24 protein-coding genes and 1 pseudogene are annotated in these 25,193 nt (G+C 36.2%); 14 read left to right on the top strand and 11 right to left on the bottom strand.

Going from position 1 to position 25,193, the window contains the following annotated elements:
- The first annotated feature begins 149 nt into the window (after positions 1-149).
- Together AC6BKE_RS19875 and AC6BKE_RS19870 are read left to right on the top strand one after the other, a co-directional pair.
- Positions 150-431: a hypothetical protein gene (locus AC6BKE_RS19875; RefSeq protein WP_036117048.1), complete on the top strand. Its 282-nt coding sequence runs from the start codon at positions 150-152 to the stop codon at positions 429-431.
- A 160-nt stretch (positions 432-591) separates the two neighbouring features.
- The gene (locus AC6BKE_RS19870) at positions 592-1,158 is read left to right on the top strand and encodes a GNAT family N-acetyltransferase (RefSeq protein WP_058843671.1); all 567 of its coding nucleotides are present in this window, start codon (positions 592-594) and stop codon (positions 1,156-1,158) included.
- Between the two features lie 192 nt (positions 1,159-1,350).
- Here AC6BKE_RS19870 and AC6BKE_RS19865 read toward each other — a convergent pair whose 3' ends face one another.
- A complete protein-coding gene (locus AC6BKE_RS19865; protein WP_089932724.1) occupies positions 1,351-2,235 on the bottom strand; it encodes a LysR family transcriptional regulator in 885 nt (294 codons plus the stop codon).
- Between the two features lie 129 nt (positions 2,236-2,364).
- On the opposite strand from AC6BKE_RS19865, the gene AC6BKE_RS19860 reads away from it, so the two are divergent.
- Positions 2,365-3,378: an alpha/beta fold hydrolase gene (locus AC6BKE_RS19860; protein ID WP_499857767.1), complete on the top strand. Its 1,014-nt coding sequence runs from the start codon at positions 2,365-2,367 to the stop codon at positions 3,376-3,378.
- Positions 3,379-4,059: 681 nt separating this feature from the next.
- The gene (locus tag AC6BKE_RS19855; protein ID WP_036117034.1) at positions 4,060-4,452 is read left to right on the top strand and encodes a RidA family protein; all 393 of its coding nucleotides are present in this window, start codon (positions 4,060-4,062) and stop codon (positions 4,450-4,452) included.
- Positions 4,453-4,506: 54 nt separating this feature from the next.
- Here AC6BKE_RS19855 and AC6BKE_RS19850 read toward each other — a convergent pair whose 3' ends face one another.
- The gene (locus tag AC6BKE_RS19850) at positions 4,507-4,752 is read right to left on the bottom strand and encodes a hypothetical protein (protein WP_036117032.1); all 246 of its coding nucleotides are present in this window, start codon (positions 4,750-4,752) and stop codon (positions 4,507-4,509) included.
- Between the two features lie 839 nt (positions 4,753-5,591).
- Here AC6BKE_RS19850 and AC6BKE_RS19845 point away from each other — a divergent pair.
- Entirely contained in the window at positions 5,592-6,446 is an 855-nt protein-coding gene (locus AC6BKE_RS19845; RefSeq protein ID WP_036117030.1) for a hypothetical protein, read from the top strand.
- A gap of 148 nt (positions 6,447-6,594) precedes the next feature.
- Here the strand turns inward: AC6BKE_RS19845 and AC6BKE_RS19840 are convergent, their stop codons facing one another.
- The 3 genes from AC6BKE_RS19840 to AC6BKE_RS19830 all read right to left on the bottom strand — a co-directional run bounded on the left by AC6BKE_RS19840 (position 6,595) and on the right by AC6BKE_RS19830 (position 9,989).
- On the bottom strand, positions 6,595-7,458 hold the full coding sequence (locus AC6BKE_RS19840; RefSeq protein WP_036117027.1) for a PhzF family phenazine biosynthesis protein: 864 nt from the start codon (positions 7,456-7,458) through the stop codon (positions 6,595-6,597).
- A 442-nt stretch (positions 7,459-7,900) separates the two neighbouring features.
- Positions 7,901-8,941, bottom strand: a complete 1,041-nt coding sequence (locus AC6BKE_RS19835) for a DUF418 domain-containing protein (RefSeq protein WP_036117025.1) — start codon at positions 8,939-8,941, stop codon at positions 7,901-7,903.
- A 97-nt stretch (positions 8,942-9,038) separates the two neighbouring features.
- Positions 9,039-9,989 carry a helix-turn-helix transcriptional regulator gene (locus AC6BKE_RS19830; protein ID WP_499857765.1) on the bottom strand — a complete coding sequence of 317 codons (951 nt, stop codon included), beginning with the start codon at positions 9,987-9,989 and terminating at the stop codon, positions 9,039-9,041.
- 100 nt (positions 9,990-10,089) lie between these two features.
- Here AC6BKE_RS19830 and AC6BKE_RS19825 point away from each other — a divergent pair, with 100 nt between their 5' ends.
- Both AC6BKE_RS19825 and AC6BKE_RS19820 read left to right on the top strand, forming a co-directional pair.
- The gene (locus AC6BKE_RS19825) at positions 10,090-10,620 is read left to right on the top strand and encodes a dihydrofolate reductase family protein (RefSeq protein WP_342543904.1); all 531 of its coding nucleotides are present in this window, start codon (positions 10,090-10,092) and stop codon (positions 10,618-10,620) included.
- Between the two features lie 303 nt (positions 10,621-10,923).
- Positions 10,924-11,445, top strand: coding sequence for an AAA family ATPase (locus AC6BKE_RS19820; protein ID WP_101966712.1), 522 nt, complete (start codon positions 10,924-10,926; stop codon positions 11,443-11,445).
- Between the two features lie 30 nt (positions 11,446-11,475).
- Here the strand turns inward: AC6BKE_RS19820 and ku are convergent, their stop codons facing one another.
- Entirely contained in the window at positions 11,476-12,297 is an 822-nt protein-coding gene (ku, locus tag AC6BKE_RS19815) for a non-homologous end joining protein Ku (protein ID WP_499857763.1), read from the bottom strand.
- Between the two features lie 107 nt (positions 12,298-12,404).
- Between ku and AC6BKE_RS19810 the strand changes: the two genes are divergently transcribed.
- Positions 12,405-14,222, top strand: a complete 1,818-nt coding sequence (locus AC6BKE_RS19810; RefSeq protein WP_499857761.1) for a DNA ligase D — start codon at positions 12,405-12,407, stop codon at positions 14,220-14,222.
- 236 nt (positions 14,223-14,458) lie between these two features.
- On the opposite strand, the gene AC6BKE_RS19805 is transcribed toward AC6BKE_RS19810, so the two are convergent.
- A complete protein-coding gene (locus AC6BKE_RS19805) occupies positions 14,459-15,421 on the bottom strand; it encodes an MBL fold metallo-hydrolase (protein ID WP_499857759.1) in 963 nt (320 codons plus the stop codon).
- A 137-nt stretch (positions 15,422-15,558) separates the two neighbouring features.
- On the opposite strand from AC6BKE_RS19805, the gene AC6BKE_RS19800 reads away from it, so the two are divergent.
- The 5 genes and pseudogenes from AC6BKE_RS19800 (at position 15,559) to AC6BKE_RS19780 (ending at position 20,754) form a co-directional block, all read left to right on the top strand.
- Positions 15,559-17,034, top strand: a complete 1,476-nt coding sequence (locus tag AC6BKE_RS19800; RefSeq protein ID WP_036117013.1) for a methyl-accepting chemotaxis protein — start codon at positions 15,559-15,561, stop codon at positions 17,032-17,034.
- A gap of 330 nt (positions 17,035-17,364) precedes the next feature.
- Entirely contained in the window at positions 17,365-17,838 is a 474-nt protein-coding gene (locus AC6BKE_RS19795) for a GNAT family N-acetyltransferase (RefSeq protein ID WP_036117011.1), read from the top strand.
- A gap of 46 nt (positions 17,839-17,884) precedes the next feature.
- Positions 17,885-18,541, top strand: a complete 657-nt coding sequence (locus tag AC6BKE_RS19790) for a hypothetical protein (RefSeq protein ID WP_058843683.1) — start codon at positions 17,885-17,887, stop codon at positions 18,539-18,541.
- Positions 18,542-18,776: 235 nt separating this feature from the next.
- A pseudogene (locus tag AC6BKE_RS19785) lies at positions 18,777-19,523 on the top strand (SDR family oxidoreductase).
- Between the two features lie 355 nt (positions 19,524-19,878).
- Entirely contained in the window at positions 19,879-20,754 is an 876-nt protein-coding gene (locus AC6BKE_RS19780; protein WP_058843684.1) for a cation diffusion facilitator family transporter, read from the top strand.
- A gap of 1,015 nt (positions 20,755-21,769) precedes the next feature.
- Here AC6BKE_RS19780 and AC6BKE_RS19775 read toward each other — a convergent pair.
- The 4 genes from AC6BKE_RS19775 to AC6BKE_RS19760 all read right to left on the bottom strand — a co-directional run bounded on the left by AC6BKE_RS19775 (position 21,770) and on the right by AC6BKE_RS19760 (position 23,453).
- Positions 21,770-21,886, bottom strand: coding sequence for a YjcZ family sporulation protein (locus tag AC6BKE_RS19775; protein WP_080717009.1), 117 nt, complete (start codon positions 21,884-21,886; stop codon positions 21,770-21,772).
- A 138-nt stretch (positions 21,887-22,024) separates the two neighbouring features.
- The gene (locus AC6BKE_RS19770; RefSeq protein ID WP_256375530.1) at positions 22,025-22,147 is read right to left on the bottom strand and encodes a hypothetical protein; all 123 of its coding nucleotides are present in this window, start codon (positions 22,145-22,147) and stop codon (positions 22,025-22,027) included.
- Between the two features lie 230 nt (positions 22,148-22,377).
- On the bottom strand, positions 22,378-22,512 hold the full coding sequence (locus AC6BKE_RS19765) for a YrzO family protein (RefSeq protein WP_080717008.1): 135 nt from the start codon (positions 22,510-22,512) through the stop codon (positions 22,378-22,380).
- 23 nt (positions 22,513-22,535) lie between these two features.
- Positions 22,536-23,453 carry a DMT family transporter gene (locus tag AC6BKE_RS19760; protein WP_283778197.1) on the bottom strand — a complete coding sequence of 306 codons (918 nt, stop codon included), beginning with the start codon at positions 23,451-23,453 and terminating at the stop codon, positions 22,536-22,538.
- A 185-nt stretch (positions 23,454-23,638) separates the two neighbouring features.
- Here AC6BKE_RS19760 and AC6BKE_RS19755 point away from each other — a divergent pair, with 185 nt between their 5' ends.
- A complete protein-coding gene (locus AC6BKE_RS19755) occupies positions 23,639-24,490 on the top strand; it encodes a LysR family transcriptional regulator (RefSeq protein WP_036116998.1) in 852 nt (283 codons plus the stop codon).
- Positions 24,491-25,193 lie beyond the last annotated feature (703 nt).

Raw genomic sequence — 25,193 nt, 5'->3', positions numbered from 1 at the left:
TGCTCTTTAATTTTAGAAAGAGATATTAAGTGTGTCAGAGAGAGCTTCCTTTGCTTTTTTTAGAGATTAGGCATCAAAAATGTTTTAATTTGATATTCATAACCATATAATACTATTAAAGCTATTATTAGTATGAATGGAGGAATTAAATGGAAATAAAAACGCAAAATAAATTTATTGATTTAGTGAAAAATACCATTAGTAATAACGGACAAACTATCGGAAAGCGTCTTGAAGATAAGCACAAAGGCTTTGAGAGCGGCTGGAAGGTTGATGGAAATGAAGTTGTGTTTTGGGTTAGTCCTACACTAAGTCTTAGTGATTATACAGGAAGCTTAATGAATGAATTTAGTTTCACTATAGCTTTTGACGAAGAAACAGATAAATTTATTGTATCTGGCAATAGTGCTAAGTCTCGAACTTTGTTATAAATAATCAATTATTGAGTCACATCCAATAGATGTGGCTTTTGTTTTTGTAATGATAAAAAGAGTTGCATGTACAAATTGAATAGTTATGATAATTTTCTGAATATAATGTGTTACTATTTATTTATGAATAATGCTAATGATGGTGAAAAAAGGAGTTATGATGAGTATAAATTTCGAATTTAAAGATTTTCCTAAATTGGAAACGGAACGCTTCATCTTACGAAAAGGTATAGTTGATGATTGCAAAGATATTTTTGCACTTTATTCTGATGAAAAAGTGGTCAAGTATTTGCCATTAACATTATTTGCTTCAGTTGATGATGCATTACATGAATTAAACTGGTATGATAAAATTTTCAAAGAACAAACTGGCTTAAGATGGGTAATTGAAGAAGCTAAGACCAAAAAAGTGATTGGCACTTGTGGTTATTTGAATTATGAGAAAGAACATAACCGCATAGAAATCGGCTACGATTTAAAACCTGAACACTGGGGAAAGGGTATTATGCAAGAGGCTTTAAGTAAGATTATACATTTTGCTTTTACGTCGATGGGAATAAATAAAATCGAAGCGAAAATAGAGCCAGAAAACAATTCATCTATAAGATTGTTGGAAAAATTAAATTTTAGTCAAGAGGGTGTTTTGAGACAACACGAACTTGAAAAAGGGAAGTATGTTGATCTTGCCATTTTTTCAATATTGAAAAGTGAATATCAAGAGATTTAGGAAGAAGTCATGTCCCGTAATGGGAGGTGGCTTTTTCTATTGCTTTGAACATAGCCTCAAGCAGCCTTAATTTGATGTTGTAGTCACATTTTTTAAGTCCTTTGTGCACTAATTTGAGTCTGTTTCCTTTCTTTAGAAAAAGGTCGATTCAGTATCATTAACTTCTGAATCCGCCCCTTCCTCCTAAGAATATTACTGTAGTAAATTTCTTGCTAAATCTGTAAAGGCTTTTATCGATGGAGAAATCCATTTTTCTTGATGCCACAACATTTGAGTGGCAAATTGTATTTCAGATAAATCCCAAGGTAGAGGGATCAGCTCACCTCGCTCCATTTCTCCCTTTAGCGCCATTTTTGGTAATAAGGCAATACCGAGTCCCGCCATTGTACATTGTTTAATGGCTTCTACACTATTAAACTCAAGTTCAGTCAAGCTGTCTGCCCCATTCTTTACCAAAGTACGATAAAAGAAAGTCCGATAAGAGCAACCTTTTTCACTTAATAGAATATGCTCTCTATTAAAATCTTCTATGCTTAATGTAGCACGAGAAGCTAATGGATGGTCGGGGGAAACGACCATAAGAAACGGTTCGTCCAATAAAATTTCTGTATGAAGATCTGATGATACGATAGGTTCATCTAGCATAAAGACCACATCAACATCTCCTTCTCTTAGACTTTGTTTCAAATTTTGACCAGACAAAGGTTTAAAAAGCAGACGAACATGGGGATATTGTTGACGATAATCTCTGAGTAATGCTGGTAAACGGTATGTACAGAGTACTTCGTCTGCACCAATGATAATTGTGCCAGTTAATTCTCCGTTCTGACTGGAGACACAACGGGCTTCCTCTATATCGTTTAATATTTTGGTAGCATAGGGCAATAACTGGTGGCCAGCATCTGTTAATACGACACTCTTGCCCAAGCGATCCAATAACCTGACGCCCAATTCTTCTTCTAACGCCTTGATTTGCATGGTTACAGTAGACGGAACATAGTTCAACACTTCGGCAGTGCGACTAAAACTGCGAGTGGAAGCAAGCGTCCAAAATGTTTTAAGCTGACGGATTTCCATTGATACAGCACCTCTTAATTCAAAAAAAATGAACGTTATATTCAAAAACGTTTCGTTGATTTGATGGTAACAGTATCGTAGAGTAAAAATCAAGCTACACGCAAAATTTTATAAAAGGGGATTTGAATTATGAAAGATTACGAAATTTATTCACTTGGAGATGTCTTGCTACAATCGGGACAAAAATTGCCTCAAGCTTTTCTTGCTTATAAAACCTATGGAACTTTAAATACTGCAAAATCAAATGTGATTGTTTATCCTACTTGGTTTGCTGGCCAGCATACGGATAATGAGTGGTTGATTGGTTCTGGCAAAGCACTTGATCCAGACAAATATTTTATAATCGTGCCTAATATGTTTGGGAATGGATTATCCTCCTCTCCAAGCAATACACAGGCTCCTATGGATAAAGGTAATTTTCCACTTGTAACGATCTATGATAATGTTCGGTTACAACATCGACTCATAACTGAAAAATTTGGTATTAAGAAAATTGCTCTAGTCGTTGGATGGTCACTCGGTGCGCTGCAAACCTTTCAATGGGGAAGAAGTTATCCTGAGATGGTCGAACGGATTGCACCGTTTGGCGGAACAGCAAAGACCAGACCACATGCACAAGTTGTTTTTGAGAGCCTTATCACAGCATTGCAAGCAGACGCCAACTGGAAGCGAGGCTTCTACACTAATCAGCCTACAGCAGGACTTGCTGCGATGGGACGCGCCTATGCGCCATGGGGATTTTCTCAAGCCTACTATTTAGAACAGCTCTATCAAGAAGAAGGGTACATGACATTAAAGGCATATCTAGAAGATTATTGGGATAAAGTGTTTCTTTCCTTTGATGCAAACGACTTGATTGCCATGCTACGAACAGGTATTAACGGAGATATAAGTGCTAATCCTCAAGACAACAGAAATTTTGAAAAAGCGTTAAACTGTATCACTGCTCAAGCCCTTGTTATGCCAGGGTCGACCGATCTTTTTTTTCCGCCAGAGGATAATACTTATGAAGTAAAGCACATGCCTAATGCAGTTTATCGACCAATCGAATCTAAGTGGGGACATTGCTTCGGAATTGGACAAAACGAACAGGATTCTCTTGAGATAGACAACCAATTGAAACAGTTTTTACAATTGGTATAGCAAATTTATGTATGGAGTAAAAGTGAATTTTTATTTGGCATTCATATTGCGAAGAGGGCTAAACGTATAAAATCAATTCACCTTTATATAGAACCTAATTCGAAAAACACCCTCCAAAAAAGAAGTGACTATCTATGCCTATCCAGTAATAGGTAAGTTAAAAATTAAATGAAGTGCAGTATAGAACCATTATGGCATTTATGAATATAACAATTTTAGATAGTCTGTTCAGAATTTGTTGAGGATGCTATGCTATTTTAGTAATGAACACGCATAGGAACAAAAAAACTAGGTGCTCCGATTAGGAGAGCCTAGTTTTTTAAGATGAGAAGAGTCACTTGGGATGGTGTGACCCTGGTAACAATTTCGGAGGTGTAAGGCTAATTTCGCTTTACACTATTATTTATATGCTGTATTCGTTATGGTTATATAGTTAATTGCCTGAGAAATAATAATAAAGAAACTCATAAATCGTCTCTACGCTTCCTTGATTAGCTAGAATAGAAATGGTAAAGTGAAAATAACTTTAGGGAACAGGAGGAGAATTTACATGAAAAAAAGATCTATTCGTTTTTTAAGCATGGGTATAGGGTTCTCCACGGCTGTTTTTTTCTAAAATCGTTGAACAAGGGATAAGTTTGCCCTTTTTTAGAAAAATAAGAACCTAAAGGAGTATGGAAGATGACAGTAAAAATAGTGCGTAAAAATCCAATGCAGGTGCCTTACCCAGTCGGAAAATATAGCCATGTAACAATCATCCCGAAAGATGCAACAATGTATGCATTTTCAGGACAAATAGGTATTGGTCAAGATGATCAATTGCCTCAAGGATTCGAGGAACAAATAACCAATACATTTAATAATATAGAAACGATTTTAGCAGCTGAGGAATTGGATGCTAGTCATGTAGTCAAGGCTAACATTTGGGCAACAGAGGAGATTGATTGGGCTTATTTCGATCAGCAATGGGAAGCCATGTTTGGTGATTCCTATCCCTCTATGACTGTTGCTTATGTTACGGCTTTAGGGCTACCAGATATTAAAATAGAGATTGATCTTTGGGCTGCTAAATAGCCTAAAAACGACAATATCCAAAAGATATTGTCGTTTTTTGGTATAAATACTGTTCTAACGTAACATCCTTTTTAATTGCTTCAATTCATAATTTAATTCGTCAATTTGCTTTTGTAGTTTGTCAATATCATTGCTATTGCTTTCATTTTCCTTCAACTCATCCTCTAAAGCAAGACCAGCCGCAATAGTTGCTATTGCGTCACCGAGTGTTGTAATGGCTCCTGCAATGACCGCCAGCTTAGCTGCTTGGCTAACTGATTCGATCCCCTCGCTATTCCTATAGCCCTTGTTATTTTTCATAAAATCCTCCCTACAAAAAAGGGTATTATTTGCATTATATGTTTAGGATAAGTGACAGGTGAAGAATCATTTGGCATACATAGCCTAAAAGGTTACTGATGTTGGCAAAGAGGCAATAGAAAACCACCTACAACAATATAACACTGGGCTCGTTTTTTAGCTCTGATTGGAGTGGTTGTTGATCGTGCAAGCAAATAGGCGTATAAAATGCATTTTTTTAAAATGACAGGTTTTGAATAATAGTGGTGAGTGAAGGGCAACGGTTATTAACAAAGAGAAATTCACTGGAGCGAAAGCAGACCGACCACAATTAAATAAGCTGCTATCTAAAGCAGAGGAAGGTAAGAAGCTTGTTAGAACCAAACCCCTAACTTGATTTTCTTACAAAAAACTTTTGCAACAGGGGGTCTCTTTATAGGGAACATCATTGATTTCATGAAGCCCTCCTATGTTTAGCACCAATAATCAAGTGGTTATTTAAAGAGGCGTTTTCCAGAAATTTTGCGATTTTTGGAGGCTTTTATTACATAGCTATTTCAAGGTAATTCAAAGAATAAATAATCATTTTACCTTATGGTAAAATGTGATGTCAATAATAAATTTGTAATTTTTTAAAAAAATGTTATAATAGTCTTACAATTACTTTTTTAAAATCGTATTTCGAATTCCGATGTCCTTTTTTACAGATAGAATTTGGGTACGTTTTTTTAATATCCTTTTTTAAGCCGAAGAAAAAATCAAAACAGTTATGTGTGCTTTAAAGGAAGTTAGTTGAATAAAATGATTAATTTACTATCTAATAGTAACCAAGTTTTTATTCCTTAAGGAGGACTAGAATAATGAATCTAATCAATAAGAAAGTTACACACAAGCGTTTTGGCATAGGTAGTATAGTTAAGCATAATGATTCTAGTATTGAAATACATTTCGGATCGGAAAATAAAAGGTTTGTTTTCCCTGATGTATTTGGAAAGCACCTAAAAATACATGATAAAAGTGATGCTAAGTTACTTGAAGAGATTATACAAAAAAAGGAAATTGAGCGAAAAGAGGAAGAATGGAAGAAGGAAGAGGAAAAAATACTACAAAGAAAAAAACTGGTACTTCGTTTGGAACATGAAAAACTTATGCATAACCATAAACTTCATCCCGCATCACAAATGGTTTTTTGGTGTGACACAGAAGAACAGGATAGTTCTTTTTCAGAGTGGAAAGTTTTTTCGGGCATATTAAAAAGTGGTAATAACAAAGGAAAGCCAAACAAACCGAGCCGTTTGCACCAAAATAGCGCTGTCCTCTTAACAGCAAAAGATTCCAGCATGCTTGAAAAAGACAGACGTATCTTAGGTGTCTATATGGTGAATGAAAACTTTGTCGGCAAGCTTTGTGAAGATGGATATATTCCAGCTCATTCAAAATACAGAATTCAACTTACAGAACAGGAATCGGATCAGCTGCTTTTCTGGCACTATTATATCAATGAAAAATTCCCTGAAAAAATGACATGGAATACAGGTAAATATCGTTATTTTGAAAATTTATGGATGGCTCAAATTTTGCTTGATATAGTTTCATTAAAAAGTGACACAGATGAACGAGAGCTGGCACAACAATTTTTTAAACATTTTTGTAAAATGAATCAAATAACAGCCCAAGAGTTACCAAAGCCTAATGGCGCATTAACGCGTATATAGATGTTAGTCCAAGGATTATAAGAGTGACGAACAACTATTTTTTTAGCGGTATATTTGATTGCATTTTACCAAGAAGAAAAGACAAAGCATCGAATAATCAGATACTTTGTCTACAGTCTGAGGTTGAGAAATTATTTTCTCAACCTTTTTATTTACACTCAATATTTTCTACATTTAAACACTTAGTTTCACAATAATAGCCTTTGCCGCCAACATAAACTTTTTCTATTTCATTCTTGCTATTGGTTGCTAATTTAACTAATATTTCGGAAGGTGAGTGTAAAGAATACCCTTGTTCAAATACATAGACTTCTTTTTGCAAGTAGTGCTTTTCATAAAGGTAGCAAGCTAATGCACCGTTTGAAGTTCCAGTCGCTGCTTCTTCATTGATGTCGTATAGTGGAGCAAAATTTCTGCATATAATTCGATTGTCATTAAAAGTATATAGATGCATCCCGACAACATTATAATACTTGCTGATTGTTTTAATTTTTTCAAAATTAGGTTGCAGTGCATGTAATCGTGTTTCGCTTTTTATAGGAATTAAAATATCTTTTAAGCCTGTGGAGACAATTTGAATTGGGTATTTATTGTCTATATCTTTAATGTCAAAACAGTCGATGAACTCGTTTGGAGATACAATATCATAGAATTTCGGTTTGTTTTGTTCCATGAATATGATGTCATCTTTTATGGTAATAGTAAGGACACCGCTGTTCGTTTCAATCGTATAGCTATTCCTGAAAAGTTTATTTAAATGCATCAGTATCGCGAAAGAGCCAATTGTGGCATGACCACATAAATCAACTTCTTCTTTTGGTGTAAAATACTCAAATTTATAATCAGCAATTTCAGATTCTGATATAAATGCGGTTTCCGCATAGCCCAGTTGTTTGGCTATTGCCATTTTTTGAGTAGTGGTCAATGTATTCTCAATAAATACCACTCCTGCTTTATTTCCGCCTTTATGATCCTTGCTAAATGCACTTGCAACATAAACAGATATTTTCATAAGACACCCTTCTTTCCTCACTTATAGTAAATTGTAGCATAGAAAGCACTAGGTATAAATGATGTTGGATAAATTTGCTATAAAGCAAGAGACAAACTATTTTTAGCATCTGAACTCTCCAGAAATAGTTTATCTACAGTTTGAGTCACTAGATTTATTTTCTTTTGTTTCCTATAAAGTGTCCCAAATGTTTACTTTCGGTTCTTAATAGCTATTTTATAAAAATAAAAAAACAGCGTCAGCACTGGGCTTACGCTGTTTTTAAATTAGTCACATCTGCATATTTCTGACCGTAATCGTATGTATGCAATAAGTGACCAAATAAAATGGGGATGTGTTTCTTGCTGAAGATATGAGCAAAGATGGAAAGCGAGTAGGGTACATTACCAATATATGACGTTTAATCCAATACTGATAGGTGTTTATCATTGACGATAAATAATTAGTGCCCTTTTTTGCTTTGGCGTAGGGGAGGGGCTGTCCAATAGGTGCCCATTCGCCACAGCCATTCCATAGGACCAAAGCGGAAAAAATGTAACCATAGCTTGCTAAAGAGCAATTGACAAACATAAATACCTAGACAAATCCACAAAGACTCAATGTAACGAAGCTGTCCAATGAGCTGGAAGGCATGACCGATTACTAGAATAAGTGCGGTTTGCCCCAAGTAATTGGTTAAGGCCATTCGTCCATATGCCTTTAATGGTGATAACAGTTGTTGAAATAAAGAGCTTTGTAGTAATAGAATGATTGTCCCCATGTAAAATGCCGAAGCGAATGGGCTAAACTGTAATCCGATTAATGCAAATTGCTCGATATTTGTAATATGGACGTCTAGCTGATCCTTGGACAGCTGATCCATCGTATCGATTGCATCAGGGACATACTGCCATTGATAAATCCAGCTAGCAATACTTATACAGCCCATAACAATCGTTACTAGTATGATTTTATTTCGATGAATTGAGATATTTTCAAATAAGCGATATTGACCAGCAGTTAGACCTAGCAAAATCAGTGGAAAGGGCATCAAAATTTTAAGGCCCCAATAAGCAGTAATAGCTAATAGGATTAATCCAATGATTAGATTGAATTGTTTGCGTATTTTATAAAATGGCAAGGCTAAAAAGCCAAAAATGGCATAGACCGTTAAGGCTTCACCTGGTTGGAAATAGAAATGGACAATCCCCATAAGTAATAACATCAAAAGTCTGCGACTAAATAAGGAATAAGCTTTTTCATTTCTTGCAAGGGCACGAGAAATAAAAAGATAGAATCCTATACCAAATAAAAATGAAAAAATGATGAAAAATTTACCCTCTATAAAAAGAGTTAAAAAGCGACTATAGGCAATATCGCTCGTTAATGTAGGGGGTTCAATCCACATTAATGCGGGAATATTAACTAAAATAATGCCAAGTAGAGCGAATCCTCTTAAATAATCTAATGTATCAATTCGTTTGTTGTTGTCGGTTGGTTGCAACGGTCATCTCCTCCTTCAAAGCCAAGTATAAGATAGTTTACTAAAAAGTAGTAACGATGAAGGTTACACGAATCTGACGAAATTGTCATCTAACAGATTAGCTTTCATTTGGCTCTGGATATATCTCTAATAGCTCGTGTGCATGCTGACGCAATAGTTGAATTAATGCTTGGGGTTCTTTGACAATCGCATGTGGACCGAGGCGAAAGAAAAGGGAGCTATTCAATTGAAGTTCACCTTGATCGATCATTATATCGATATAGCCTGTACCATCACTAAGTAGGACAACAGCTTTTTCAAGATGTGGCTCACTTAAACATTGACGAACCCCTTCACTTGATAATTCTACATATAAGCGAATAGGATGTTGAGGTTCATAGGCACTTTCGAGCCATTGCTGCAAATTCATAGTCGTCTTATGGCTTTCATCGCTGGCTTCAATGGCATGGATACGATCAACACGAAAGAGTAAAATTTTTTCGTTTGATAATAGTAACGCAGGCATATACCATAAGCCATCATGAGCGTACACACCAATAGGCTGGACATGCTTTGAAGTGATACCAGACTTTGATTCATATTGGATATGCAATTGTGATTGCTTGATGATTGCCTCTAAAACGTCTGTTAAGAGTGGTGTTGTAATGGCTCTTTTAGGATTCCAAAAGGCCATATAGGATTGCAGCGTATCCACCTTTTTCTTGGCCTCCTTCTGTAAGGAATCATAAAGCTTTTGAGAAACAGACTTGATTTGAGTATTAAAAGGTAAGTCACGATAATAATGCAAAGATTGGAACGCAAAGAAAATAGAGACCGCTTCTTCCTCGGTAAATAAGATAGGGGGGAGAATCGCATTTGACAATACTGTATAGCCGCCATGTCTGCCCTGCTCCGCATAGATAGGTAGCCCCATGTCACTTAAATCTAAAAGGTAACGATGCACCGTTCGCACCGAAATATCGAATGTGTCGGCAATTTCCTGAGCTGTAAATTTCTTTTTAGCACTGACAAATAACAAAATATCAATTAATCGTTTGGCTTTGGACATATTTTTTCACCTTTTTATTTAATCATGCCAATAGTTGTCATGTTTTATATCTAGTATAGAGATTGTACAAGAGATTTTCAAAAGAACAGGAGTTGACGAGATGTCACGAGAAATAGTGGTATTTATCGGATTAAGTGTAGATGGATTTATTGCCAAGGAAAATGATGATTTACAGTGGCTTGAAGAAACGGAAGGGGAAGGAGATAATGGCTACTCCGATATGTATCAAACTATTGATACTGTTATTATGGGCAAACGAACATACGATTATATTTTAGCGTATAGCGATACGTTCCCATATCCTGATAAAAGGTGCTATGTGTTTACAACATCTCAATCTGGGAAAGATAAACATGTGACGTTTGTTCAAGAGGATGTTGTCGCATTTACTAAGCAATTAAAAGAACAACAAGGTGCAAAAATTTGGATGGTTGGTGGTGCGGGGATTCTAGACGCCTTTTTACAGGAACAGTTAATTGATGAATGGATTATTACCATTACTCCCCATTTGCTAGGTGCAGGGATATCTTTGTTTAAATCTCCACGTCCGTTCGAAAATTTAAGGCTACTGGAGACAAAGCGATACGGTCAAATGGTGCAAATGCATTATCAGGTGAGAAAAGAGGCTTAAATCGAGCCTCTTTATCCGAAGATGCGAGAATTTACATTCGACTGTATCAAATATGATGATAAAGTCTCTTTCTAAATGGAGGTAAGAAATTAGCATACATTTACCAAGATAATGCTAAATATAGTGAAGATCATCTTGATAGTGTTCGTAAAGGTAATCATATTCAGTCGGATAATTATATTTTTGTAGATTCTTTTCGAATTTATGTTGATACATGTATGAACCTCCTCTTTACCATTATTAAAATTATTGTATAATAAAGGGAATATTTCTACAAAGATACATAAGATGGGAGATGATTCGGTGACGATAGGATTTCCACAAAGAATACATATTATTGGATCCGTTGGCAGTGGGAAAACGACATTAGCGAGGGAATTATCTAAAACCTATCAGATTCCTTTTTATGAATTAGATAATGTGGCATGGATTCGAAAGGATTCAGGGGATATTAGGCGAACAGATGAAGAAAAAAAGGAGCACTTACAAAGCATTCTCCAAACGAACACTTGGATTATTGAAGGAATTCATCAAGAGGAGTGGGTTGTTGAAAGCTTCCAACAAGCTGATTGCATCATCTTTCTCAATACGCCTTATCCTATTCGTGTCTTCCGTATTATGAAGCGGTTTATGAAACAAAAAATCGGTATCGAAAAAGCCCATTATCAGCCAACATTTTCGATTTTCTTTAAAATGTTTCGTTGGAATAAACGCTTTGAGCAGAAGGGGAAACCTAAATTTTTTAAACAACAAAGCGATCTGTTAAATAAAATTTTAGTAGTTCAGCATAAAAAGGATTTGCATCACTTCCTTCAACAATTCTAAAGCGTATCCCGATAAAAGGATACGCTTTTTTTAAGCATTTTTCTTTGTGCGTGTAGTACGCTTTCTTGTAGCTGGCTTTTTTGTTTTATCTAAGGAAGCCTGTAGTGCTGTCATTAAGTCCGTGACATTATCAGGAATTGGACGTTGTTTATCACTGGTCGCCACCGTATTCGTACCTTTCTTTTCCTCGATTAATTCTAGTAAAGCATTGCGGTAATCGTCCGTATATTTTTCAGGGTTGAATGTAGTCGTCAATTGGTCTACCAGCAATAGAGCTGTTTCAAGCTCCTTTGGTACAACATCCTGTTCACTTGGAATATTTGGAACATCCCCAACACTTCTCACTTCATCTGGATAGTGAATGGTTTCCATCACGAGGGCATTTTGATAAACGCGCACGATGGCAAGCTGTTCCTTAGATCGAATAATAATTTTAGCAATGCCAATTTTTCCTGATTGCTCTAATGTTTTAAGTAATAAGGAATAGGCCTTAGCTCCGGTTGCATCAGGAGAGAGGAAATAAGTGCGCTCAAAATAAATGGGGTCAATTTCAGTTAATTGCACAAAATCAATAATTTCCACAGCTTTATCTTCATTTTCCTTACGCAAGTTTTCTAAATCCTCTTGATCCAACACGACAAATTTATTTTTGGCATATTCATAAGCTTTGACGATCTCTTCATCTTTTACTTCTTGGTTACAGCCCTCGCAAACCTTTTTGTAGCTAATCGGCGTATGGCACTCCTTGTGAAGCTGTCGCAATTTAACATCTTTATTTTCAGTAGCGGCATGTAGTTTCACAGGGATATTAACCAGTCCAAAGGAAATACTGCCTTTCCACACTGTATGCATTGTTTGTCACCTCGTTTTTCTTACTATGATATATTTTGATGCTTTTTATGTATCTTAAATTGAAATCATCAAACACTGAAAATAAAAAGCAAAGTAGGTATGGTGAAATGAAACCAATGCTTTTAACGGAAACAAATGATATTCCTAGTGGCGGTGAATGGTTATTTGAAACGAAATATGACGGTTTTCGCTGTATATTAGTTTGGGATGAAGAGCCGCTGCTCATTAGCCGTAATGGTCGAAATTTAAACCACTTGTTTCCTGAAATTTTGGCTTTTTGTCAGCAAATACATGCGTCCATTCAAGCATTTTTACCACTAACCTTAGATGGGGAGTTAGTTTATTTACGCAATCAATACAAAAGCGAATTTGCCATTGTTCAAAAAAGAGGGAGAATGCAAAATCAAGATGCCATTGAGACACATGCAAAAGCTTTTCCTTTTCGCTATCTTGTGTTTGACGTGCTAGTTTTCAAAGGGGTGTCACTGCAAAACCGCTATTTAAAAACACGTAAAGAGCAATTGTCCAAGCTTGCAACAAGATTAAAACTGCCAAGCGTCGACTATGAGGATCCAAGGTCTATACAAATGATCCAAGGTGATGAGGACAGAGAGAATGTATGGCAAGCCATCAAGGTTTACAATGGTGAGGGCATGGTGGCGAAGAAGAAAACAAGTAAATGGCTGGATAATACCCGTTCTAGTCATTGGTTAAAAATTAAAAATTGGCGTTATGTGACGGTCATAGTAACGCAGTATGATCAGGTCAATGGCTATTTTCATGGCTCAATTTATGATGGGGGACAAGTACGAGAAGTCGTTACATTTAAACATGGCATGGCTGAAGAAGAACAGCAAACACTTGTCGCATTCTTTCAGGCAAATGGGCAGCGCCATAAAGGACTATGGCAGTTAGAGCCCTCTATTTGTGTCGATATCGCATGTATAGATTTCGACGGCAGTAAGCTTCGAGAGCCTAGATTTCATGCTTTTCGATTAGAGCTATCACCAGAAGATTGTCAATGGCAGCATATGCAGCGGCGGCTTTTTCCAATCCCCGAATCAGTACCCATTACCCATCCAGAGAAACCAGTGTGGCCTGAAATGGGTATAACAAAGGATTATTATTTATCCTATTTACAAAGCATCGCGCCCTATTTATTACCTTTTCTAAAGGATCGTCCACTAACATTAATACGATTTCCACATGGTGTTCCAGGAGAAAGCTTTTATCAAAAAAGTAGACCAGAAAAACTGCCTGATTTTGTGGCAACGACGGCGATGGATCATATTGATACTATAATATGTAACAATATGGAAACCCTTTTGTGGTTAGGAAATCAACTGGCTATAGAGCTGCACATTCCATTTCAGACACAGCATTCCATTTATCCAACAGAAATTGTTTTCGATTTGGATCCTCCCTCAGCACAGCATTTTTCATTAGCTATTACAGGTGCACTTGATTTAAAGGACATTATTGACTTTTTTAATCTACAATCTTTTGTCAAAACATCGGGCGGGAAAGGCTTACAGCTTTATATTCCATTACCCGAAAATACTTTTAGCTATGAAGAGGTGCGTGTGTTTACTGAATTTGTTTGTCGTTTTTTATGTCAGCAAAAACCGAATTTATATACAATGGAGCGTTTAAAAAAGAATCGTCATGAAAAATTATATTTAGATTATTTACAGCATGCTGAGGGTAAAACCATTATTGCTCCCTATTCCACTCGTGGCAATGTACAGGGCTTAGTCGCAACACCTCTGCATTGGGGGGAAGTTCATGAGAGTCTATCACCAGAGTTCTTCACGATTCCTGCTGTCATGGAACGTATGAAAAAAGGGAGTAACCCCTTTCAATCATTTCGTGAGGTGGGGGAACAACAGGATTTTCAAGCTGCTTTGGATCGTTTAAAAGAATGATTCCTTTTCAAATTTATCTAGGTGAATACATGGCCCTTCTAAACCTAGTAAAAAGAATAAGCAAGCATCAGCTAGTAGGAAAAAAGCGATCCTACTGAAAGACAGGCTAGTTTTGACTACATTAGCAGCAGTCCCCTTTATAGGGATGCAAGTGGAGAAGCTAAGCGTTTCGCAAGTTTCCTTGTGGCCCCGAAAAGAGGTGTCTCCAAAATCACTAGAGACACCTCTTTTTACTGTTAGCGTGACGCCTGGGTATTTACTTTTTCTAAGTAGTCCAGTATGCCCATTGATGACACAATCGTATCGAACGGGATTGTTTGATAGACTGGATGATCTGTGGGAATGTCGTTTTCCTGTAAATAGCTGAATAAAAGCGTCTTTAAGCGATCATCTAGATAGCGAACTTGCTGCTGGAAGTCACTTGATGCCGCTTGTGCGTTTCTGCCCTCTGCTAGAAAGAGAGGTGTCCAATAGCGCACCTGACGATAAGCCTCTGTTGGATTTTTATACGCACCGTAATGGCCGAAATATAGTTCACTTGCATGGAGCTTTTCATACAATTGAAGAGATAGCTCCATTGTTTCTGGGTCGTACTGGTTTGGAGAAGTCGACGGAATGATTAAATCAATCGCTTCACCATCCATTTCTGGGTAACGAACGCCTGTTGTATCCCCGACAAACAAGCTATTTGTAGCAGAATAAAGCATTGAAACATGATGTTTAGCATGACCTTCTGTATGAAAGAACGTTAAATGATGTTGTCCTAAAGATAGACGCTGTTCATGGCTAACCTCAATAATTCGCGTAGCATCGATAGGCACAATTGGATCAAAGAGTTTATCAAATTCAGCACCATAAACGCTCTTTGCACTGGAAATAAGGCGACTTGGATCAATCATGTGAGCCACCCCTCGTGGATGGACTACTAATTTGGCATTAGGACAGCTTTGTAAAAATAAACCTGCGCCGCCAGCATGATCTAAATGGATATGTGTCACGATTACATAGTGAATATCCTCTAATGCAATATTTAGTTCCTTTAATCCTGCCATAATATAAGGAACGGAAGGGCTTGCAGAAGTTTCGATCAAGGCAATTTTTTCATCCATTAATAAATAGGAGCTCGTTCGCTGCTCACGATTTAAATCATGTGTGTCAATACAATAGAAATTTGGTGCGATTTGTTGGACATTAGTCAAATGTATTTCCCCCTTTTATTTCAAAAATGACTAAAATATGCTTTCGAATGCAATATTTAGCTACAAAAAGTAGTAGTTATACTATATAATAATAGAAAATTAAACTGAATGTCCATTCATTTTTTAGGGGGATAAAAATGGAGAATAAAATTCGTTACGACACACGGAAAGTCCACCGTGTCAATTTGGCTATCATCTCAATATTAGCCATTTTAATTTGCGGACCAATGATTCTATCGAAAGGAATACATTTTTTATTTATTGGGCTTGCTGTCATTTCATTGGCAGTTTGTAATTATTTATTACCCATCAAAACGTATGTCAAAGGTTTTATCTTTGGCTTAATTCCATCAAGTGTTGTTTTTACACTATTTTTGCTTGATAGCTTTTCATTAAATAAGCACTATATTTTACTATGCACGGTGGCCATTATTGCCTTGTATTTTAAAAAAGAATTAATTGTCTTCTTTGGTATTCTAACAAATCTTAGCTTTTTCATTTTATATATGGTCAACTCGTCATCCTTGTTGGGCCCATTTGATGATATCATCGTCTTTGTAACACTTCTAGCGATTATGAATGGCGTGATTATTGTCTTTTATTTGCTGGCCAAATGGGGGAATGAGCTGATTGAACATGCAAAGGCGCAGCAAAATGAGGTACAAGCATCCTTCAATCAGTTACAAAATACCTTTCTTGAAATCGAAAAAAGCAGTCAGGCCTTGGATGAGCATGTCACGCAATTCCAGCAAACGATGCAAAGGATTTCAGGCTCTAGTAAACAAATATTGCTAGCGACAGAGGCTATTTCGGCAAGTATTCAGCAGGAAGCCTCTAGTCTGCAAGTGATTCATGGCACAATGGGCGATTCCGTCCATTTCGTGAATGAAACTTTGACCATATCAAAGGATACCGTAGGAAAATCAACTGAGCTGCAGCAGGAGGTTTTGGCAGGTTGGAACAAAATGCAGGAGGCGATGGCCCAGATGAGCGTGATGAGTGATGCGATGAGCTCAACTGCAGAAACTGTAAATGAGCTACAGCACAGCTTGCAAACGGTAGATAGCCTATTAAAGGGAATTACACATATTGCAGAGCAGACCAATTTATTGGCATTGAACGCGGCCATAGAGGCGGCCAGAGCAGGGGAGCATGGTAAAGGATTTGCCGTAGTGGCAGATGAGGTACGCAAGCTAGCAGAGGAAAGCGCGGCGATTACCGTAAGTATTACAAATGTGACGAAAACCTTGTTTGAAAAATCAACAGCAGCACATCAACGTTCTGACGATGGTGAGAAAGCGTTACAGCATGGGGAACAATTGTTGCAGGAAGTCAGTCATTTCTTAAATGTCTTGAAGGATTCATTTGCTCAAACCAATACAGATTTAACTAGGGGAATGCATGAATTAAGCAGTGCGATTTCACAGTTCGAGACAATCCAAGTGCAAATTGAAAGACTTAATAAAATGACCGAGCAAAATGCTGAGTCCACTGGCGATATTTTACATTCAGTGGAAGATGAAAATCAGCTACTGGTGAGGATGACCGATACGACCAATCGCATTCAGACGTTAAGTGATACGTTAAAATCATTAGTGATGGCAAAGGTTTGATTGAATCATTGAAATTGAAATAAATGGTAGGGTAAAATGAGAATATGATTTAACATTGTAGATGGAGGGTATATAGATGTTATTCATCAGCATTGTTTTATCCATACCTGTTTATGGTTATTGTATATGGTGCTTATATGATCCAGAAGAAAGTTTTATTTTTTGAACGTTGGCGCTACAAAGAAACGCCAACGTTATCTGATTTGTAAATCAAATTCATACGTATTGGTAGCGTGTTTGCCAGGGTGATTGTAACGTTTTATTTAATTGTAGTAGCACCTGATCCGTTACCAATGTTACAGGATGAGTTGAAAATAGAGGAGGGATTCCATGAACATTCGTAGCTTAAAAAGTTCAGATTACTATATTTTATCTCCATTGATTAATGAGTGGTGGGGAGATAGGAATATGTCAGATAAGCTGCCCAAATTATTTTTTGATCATTTTACGAATACTAGCCTAATCATGGAAAAGGATGGCGAAATTATTGGCTTTCTTGTAGGGTTTTTATCGCAGGCCAACTCAAATGAAGCATTTATCCATTTTGTTGGGGTCCATCCTGATTACAGAAAACAGAATATTGCAAAAAGGTTATACGACGTATTCTTTCATGTAGTGAAGCAATATCATCGAAATATTGTGAAATGTGTCACGTCACCTATAAATGAAATTTCGATAGCCTTTCATACGAATATGGGCTTTAGAATGGAAAAGGGTGACAAAGAGATGGATAAGGTGTCCGTCCACAGCAATTACGGTGGCGAAAATCAAGATCGTGTGTTGTTTTATAAGATTCTACCGTAATTAGCTTTACAGAACTTGCATATAGTCCCGAATAAGGGGGCTATAAATGTTTATCAAAAAGGTATTTACGTTATGGTTTCTACTAGCTGTTATTGTTTGTAGTGGATTTTTCCTTTTGGCGAATGCACCTATTCAATATGCTGAAAAATCCAATGTTTCAGTGCCACAGCCCAGCAATAATGAATTATTGGGTTATATTCAGCAATATCAATTTTTAATCAGTGAGATTTCCCATGCCCTGCGCAAAGAAAATTATAGCTTTCAATTAGATTACGGGGTTCTGCCTAATGACAAAATCGAACTTCTCGTGTCATTACCAGACAAGGCTGATACTAGCACCAAACAAAAAATAGAAGAAATTATGTTGAATGTGTTGAAAGAAAATAATTTAAATCCTGTTTTTTTTCAATTAACGTTAAAAAATCTTTACGAACCAGCAGAGCCTAGCTCAACGCGACTAAGCTATAATGATGTCCTCGCCAATCTATTTGAAGAAATGATTGACCAAAATTATGGCATCTTCAGTATCGATCATAGTATTACATCTGAGGAAATTCAGATAAGGATTAATTTAACACAAGAGAAAAATAACATGATACAAAAGCAGGTTTATCAGCTAGCGGAAGACATGATTAAGAAACATCATTATGATGTAGAGCAATTTTCTATCGATGTTCAAAATAATATCAAAATTTTAGATTAAAGGGTTATGACAAAAGTTTTTTAAATGCAGATCATTGATTAGGAAAGAGCTGTATAGAAAAACTCTGGCATAAACAATCTATGAAATAAATAGTAGCACATCCCTCTTATATAGAGAGGAGAGCCTATTTAGGGTGAGGTTGTACGTTAATACTAAAGACTGAGCAGACCAGTTTGGTTATGCTCCTTTTTTATATCAACGAACACCTCTATATCCTATAAAATGGAGGTTAAGAATGATGAATAAAATAGCTATCGTTACAGGTGCAAGTCATCCAAGAGATATTGGTACAGCTATTTGCAGAAGATTGGCTGCGGATGGGGTAAATATTTTTTTCACACACTGGCAAGCTGATCCTGCTTGGATTGATGAATTCCAAATGGAGATAGAGAGTATGAGGGTCTCTTGTGAAGATATGACGATTGATTTATCAAATCCACTGGCAGCATAAACGATATGTCAGAAGGTTGTTGAAAAACTAGGCGTACCTTCCATTCTAGTAAATAATGCAGCTCATTCAGCACAAGATGGCTATTTAAAGTTAGATGCGCTAACACTCGACCAACATTACGCAGTCAATATGAGGTCAACTTTTCTTCTTTCTGTTGAATTTGCCCGACTATGGAAAAAGGCCAATTTAAAAGCAGGCAGAATTATTAATATGACATCAGGTCAGGATTTAGGTCCGATGGTTGGGGAATTAGCCTATGTCTCGACGAAAGGAGCTATTTCAGCGTTTACAAGGTCCTTAGCTCAAGAACTCGCTCCCTTAGATATTACCGTAAATGCTGTCAATCCAGGGCCAACAGATTCTACTTGGATGAATGACGGCATTAGAACCCATCTGTTACCGAAATTTCCACTGGGTCGGATTGGTACGCCGGATGACGTGGCGAAAACCATTAGCTTTCTTGCAAGTGAAGAGGCTACATGGATAACTGGACAAATCATTCATTCAGAAGGTGGGTTTTTGCGAGGATAGAAAAGTTGAGATTAAGAGTCTTGCTTAGGCATTGGGGCAGGCTCTTTGTATGTCAACAAATGACCTAACATAAAAAGGGTCACTCCCAAATATGGAAATGACCAAGTTTTGTAAGGTGTGTTCGTTGGAGGAAAAAATCTTAAAGAACAGATTCTATATTATTTTATTCGTTTAAAATAATAATTTCTAGGTTTTCAACCAGTGACTAAGTTTCTTCCTCAAGGCTGTATTTTTTCCCATAATCAACACTTTTATACTCCTCCTACTTATGTATCGTAAGGCAAAAAGGTTGCTGTAGACCCACTCGATGTTGAGTTGTTATTATAAAAATGTACGTAAGTGGGAGGTAAGTGAATTGGAAGCAGAAAGATATAATAATCTTAAATTAGGTGAGCGTGGCGCAATCATCAGTATTATTGCCTATATAGTTTTGTCCATCATAAAAGTTGCAATGGGATACATGACGGGTTCAGAAGCTTTGAAGGCAGATGGGCTAAATAATACGACCGATATTATTGCTTCTATTGCAGTACTTATAGGGCTAAAGCTTTCTCAAAAACCTGCAGACCATGATCATCGATACGGTCATTGGAAAAGTGAAACCATTGCATCGATGGTAGCTTCATTTATTATGATGGCCGTTGGTATTCAAGTATTAGTGGGTGCTTTTACGTCCATTTTTCAAGGTGGAAAAGAATCTCCAGATATGATCGCAGCCTATGTTGGGTTAGGATCAGCAGTGGTTATGTATGCTGTCTATCGTTACAATAAAAAATTGGCTGACAAGATAAACAGTAAAGCAGTCATGGCTGCCGCTAAAGATAATTTGTCAGACGCTTGGGTAAGTATTGGCACTGCTGTAGGGATTTTAGGATCACAACTACATATGCCTTGGTTGGATACAGTAACTGCTATAGTGGTAGGTTTCATCATTTGTAAAACAGCTTGGGACATCTTTAAAGAAGCTTCTCATGAACTTTCTGATGGATTTGATGAGAAAATTCTTCAAACATACAAAGATATTATTTTAAAAATAGAGGGAGTCAAAGGGCTAAAAGAAATCAGAGGAAGAAATTATGGTAACAACGAGGTGATAGACGTCGTCATTCTTGTAGATGCAAACTTAGATATAACGGAAGCTCACGATGTCGCGTCTGTTGTTGAAAAAAATATGGTTGAAGAACAAGGCGTTTATGAAGTGCATGTACATGTTGAACCCAAGGAAGCATAGTCGGGTATAGCAGTTACGATGAACATTCATCAAGTTTGAGGAGTTTTGGTACATTCCTGTCCAATTCAATAATAATTAAATTTGTAAGGATAAAATTTTATAATAGCACCTACAATTCAATTCGGGGCTTTTAGACTGTGGCAAATACAATGTTTGTCACAGTTTTTTCTTTTGATATCTTACTCTTCATTCTTTTGCGTAGTAGCATGTTGTTTTGGAGACAGTCTAAATGATATTCATAAGCTAATGGATATCTTTTAAATAAAAGACTGTCGAAATGATGAAGGTTAATGTAGTGTAAAGAGCTGTTAGAACACTTTGGAGTAGCAGAAGTAGTTGTTCGTTCTGCTTGAAATGGTAGAAACAGTGCATAGCATGTTGGAGACATACCTGTCAAAAAATATATGAGCAGTTGAGCTTGCTTTAGAAGGGGATTGTCTGATGAAGGCTACCACAATTAAGCAACCTTGAGTGAGCTTAATCACTCTTGGTGAGAAAAAATTGAAACATGTAGTAGGGCAACACCTTGATCCAATTGCTATCCAAGCTGGTAAAACAATGGACATAGGATATTGTGAATGTCCCTCCAATTAAAAAAGCGCTTCAAAAGCATGGAATTGGAAATGTAAATTTACCAATGGGTGTTGTCATTTAACTTCTAAATCAGTTAAATGGTCATTGAATTCAGAAGTAATTAGAGGTCGATGAACTGCACTTTGGTGATTTAAAGGGTGGTTGTTATGCATGGAAGCTGAATACAGTGAAAGTATTATCTAAGCCAGTGCTGACAAAAGGGAAGTTAAGCCTATAGGAATGAGATAAGGAAATAGTTGAAAGAAGTGTTCAGTAAACGAGTTGTGACAATATATGCAGGTGAAGAAAAGAAATTAATAAAAGGGTCACTGGGGTGGGGGAAGACCCTTTGATCATAATAAGTGTGTAGAAGGATGTTAGATAGCATTAGATTATGGTAGCTTAAAGAAGGCGTTTATGGATGTAGCCAATAATAAAGGTGTTACTTATGCATAAAACGAGCGCCAACAATAATTAAAAGAATAAATAGGACAACGATTAGTGCAAATGATAAATTATCATGTTTGCCATAGTCTGTATGATAAACTTCATTTCCCATATTAAATCTCCCCCTTTCTATAATCTAGAATATGTAGAGTTATAGATAGGAGAGATGCTATTCATCTAATTAATCATTCCTTCCTTTCGTAAAAAAATAATTTAATCACTCTATTAACCTATTTATGTATTAAAGTAATTACTTGTGTTTTTCAAGTTCTTCGATACGTTTTTCTAGCTTTTTAATCTTAGCATCAGCTGATGAAGCAAAAGCAAAAGAAGCTGCTGCAAATAGAAAAGCTATTAAAGCAAAAGTATTCATCGGAAACCTCCTAATAATGATAAAGGAAAACTGTCTGCATTAATTTACGGATGAAACTGGCAAAGGTTTCAAATAGTTTAAAGGCGATGAATAAAGAAAAAGCCGCAGCGTTTGTATACGCCACAGCTCGAATTGGTTTATGCCCGTCGATGGCTTAGTCAGATACGCACTATAACACATTGAAGATACATAGTAATCACTATTCTTAATAATGCCTTTATTAAACTTAATTATTTTCTAAGTACATCTTTTAATAGCTGTATCATTTCAGCCTGCTGTTCTATTTTTTTACGACCATTTCGATTAATTGCAGCAAGCTCTAAGCCAATTGCAGCAGCAAAGAAGAATAATAAACTTTCATACATATAAAAACCTCCAAACGTTTAAATCAAATAACCTTACTCAACTGTTCCTTTAGTAAATTCTTCTGATGCTCGTTTTCTTCTTTACGCTGATATACATTGTTTCGCATGAGGGCGATAATAACAAGCAATGTCCCTGCAACATCAAAAATTGTTATTTTATATCCTTGGATCATCATAATGACTAATGTTGTGATTGGGACGAAGTTAATGAATAAAATTGCATTTACGGACGATAAAATTTTTACGCCATAGTTCCAACTAAGTAATGCCACAAAACCTGGTAATATCATCATGAATAATAAATCATACTTAACTACAGAAATCGTTCCTATGTTTGGCATAGACACATGCCCTTGGATTGTAAATAACACTGTTAAGAAACCTGTTACAATTGTTCCAAAAACACATGTCAATGTTGAATAGCGAAGGGTAGACCAATCACTAAATGATGCTCCACCCATCGTATAAATCACCCATCCAACAACACCAATGAGGATAAATGCGAGTGAAAACAGATTATGCTTAAGTGTAAGTAAGAAGCTTATATCACCTTTTGTAATGACAAAAATTGCACCAATAAAAGCAATAGCCATACTGATCATCATGTATTTCTTCGGTTTCACATGTTTAAATCCCCATAAAACGCCAATTGAAATCATCGGCATGAGCGCCTCCATAATAGAAGCTACCATAATACCTGATTTTCCCATTAACATTTGGCCATAGAAAATTAGCACATTATATACAGTAAAAGCCATCGTTCCGTAGAAGACTAGCAGCTTTCCTTTTCCTTCAAAACGAAATGCCTGTCTTCCTTCTTTTATCCATAAGAAAATGACTAGTATAATAGCTACTGCTCCATATCGTATAGTTGAAAAATAGAATGGATCTATGTAGGCCAAAGCATGATCCGCGACTGGAAACATTGCTCCCCATGACATACTTGCTATTAAACATGCCACTGCGCCTTTTAATAATTGAACATTTTTCACATTTATCACTCCGTATATCCCAATTCTTTTTAAATTCCGCAATAGCCATTATAAAAAAGAATATGCATCATGTATAATGATTGAAAACGATTAATAACATCATTTAAAATGATATTTTACAAGAGGAGCACTTAATGGAACTACGAGACTTGTTGATTTTTAAGAGCGTCGCAAATCACGGAAGTGTGAGCCATGCAGCAAAGGAATTAAATTATGTTCAATCTAATGTAACTGCGCGTATAAAGCTATTAGAAAAGGAGCTCAAAACATCGCTTTTTTACCGCCATAAAAAGGGGATGACATTAAATGCAGAAGGAAGAAAAATGCTAGTATATGTTAATAAAATTTTGCAGGATGTCGAAGAATTGAAACAAGTATTTTTAGATAGTGATTCACCAGCAGGTACTTTAAAAATTGGTACAGTTGAAACGGTGAATATATTGCCAAATATTCTTGCTTCTTATTACAAAGAGTGTCCCAATGTCGATTTAACACTGCAAGCTGGTTTAACTGAAGAACTTATTAAAGAAGTAACAGATCACCAATTAGACGGGGCTTTTATTACCGGGCCCATTAAACATCCACTTTTAGAACAATATGATGTATGTAATGAAGAACTCGTTCTTATAACCCCCAAAAAAACTTTTCATATAGAGGAATTTATGACTACACCAATTCTTATGTCAAATCAAGGTTGCGGTTATCGAGCGAAGCTAGAGCAGTGGCTTAAAGACGAGGGCTTACTCCCTAAAAGGATCATTGAATTTAACATATTAGAAACCATTTTAAAAAGTGTTGCAATTGGTCTAGGAGTTACGATTGTTCCGCGATCAACTGTTGAACATCTTTCTACTACAGGCAAGGTTTATTGTCATCCAATCCCAGATAAATACGGCATTATTTCAACCGTCTTTATACGACGGAAAGATGCATATATGACAAAATCGATGGAATATTTTTTGAAAAAAATTGTTGAGCACCAATAACTTTCACGGTTTGTTTTGACGTCCCGATACTGATTTAAATAGTGTCCTTAGAGTATTAGCGATTTTAAGGGCATTGAATCCTAAGTGAATCGCAAGATTTAAAAGATACAGGAGCAATTGGGAAAGAATAAATATAAAGAGCGCGTATATCCTTTTCGCCAGGTATTAATATTGCTGAAATAATGGTCCTTTGAAAGAATATTTTATTGCGTTAAAAGTACATTAAGGTTTTTCTATTTAAAGCTAGTCTCATTTTGTGGATATAACTCTAATTGAATTGTATTTTTATAAAAGTCAATAGACCTTTTCAAATTTTGTACAAACAATTCTAAACGCATATAAATTTCCATTTTCAAGCCCCGTAGATAAAAAATAGTTATATCAACGTGATAACGAGTTGAAATGATTGGTGTTACGAATGTTAATGTTACAAATTTTTTTATTATTCATCCCAAAGGACTGAATATATTCTCCGATTTAAGAGCTTTTATGTTACTTCACATTTTGAGGATAAAACAGGCTATGTGAATGAAAATTAATAATGAAATCGAATTATTGCATGAACGGCATCGTTTTTGAAAGAAATTGTACATTAAATGGGTTTCATGGTGGGGTTAGAAAATAATAAAGGGTCACGCTGCGAGTAGTGACCCTTTACTAGCATAGTTCTAGTGCAAACTTCAAAAGTACTAATTATATTTTA

The sequence above is a fragment of the Lysinibacillus sp. COL-1 genome (genome assembly GCF_059814265.1).
Note: the sequence above shows the minus strand (reverse complement) of the source record. Positions and strands in the feature narration are given on the sequence as shown.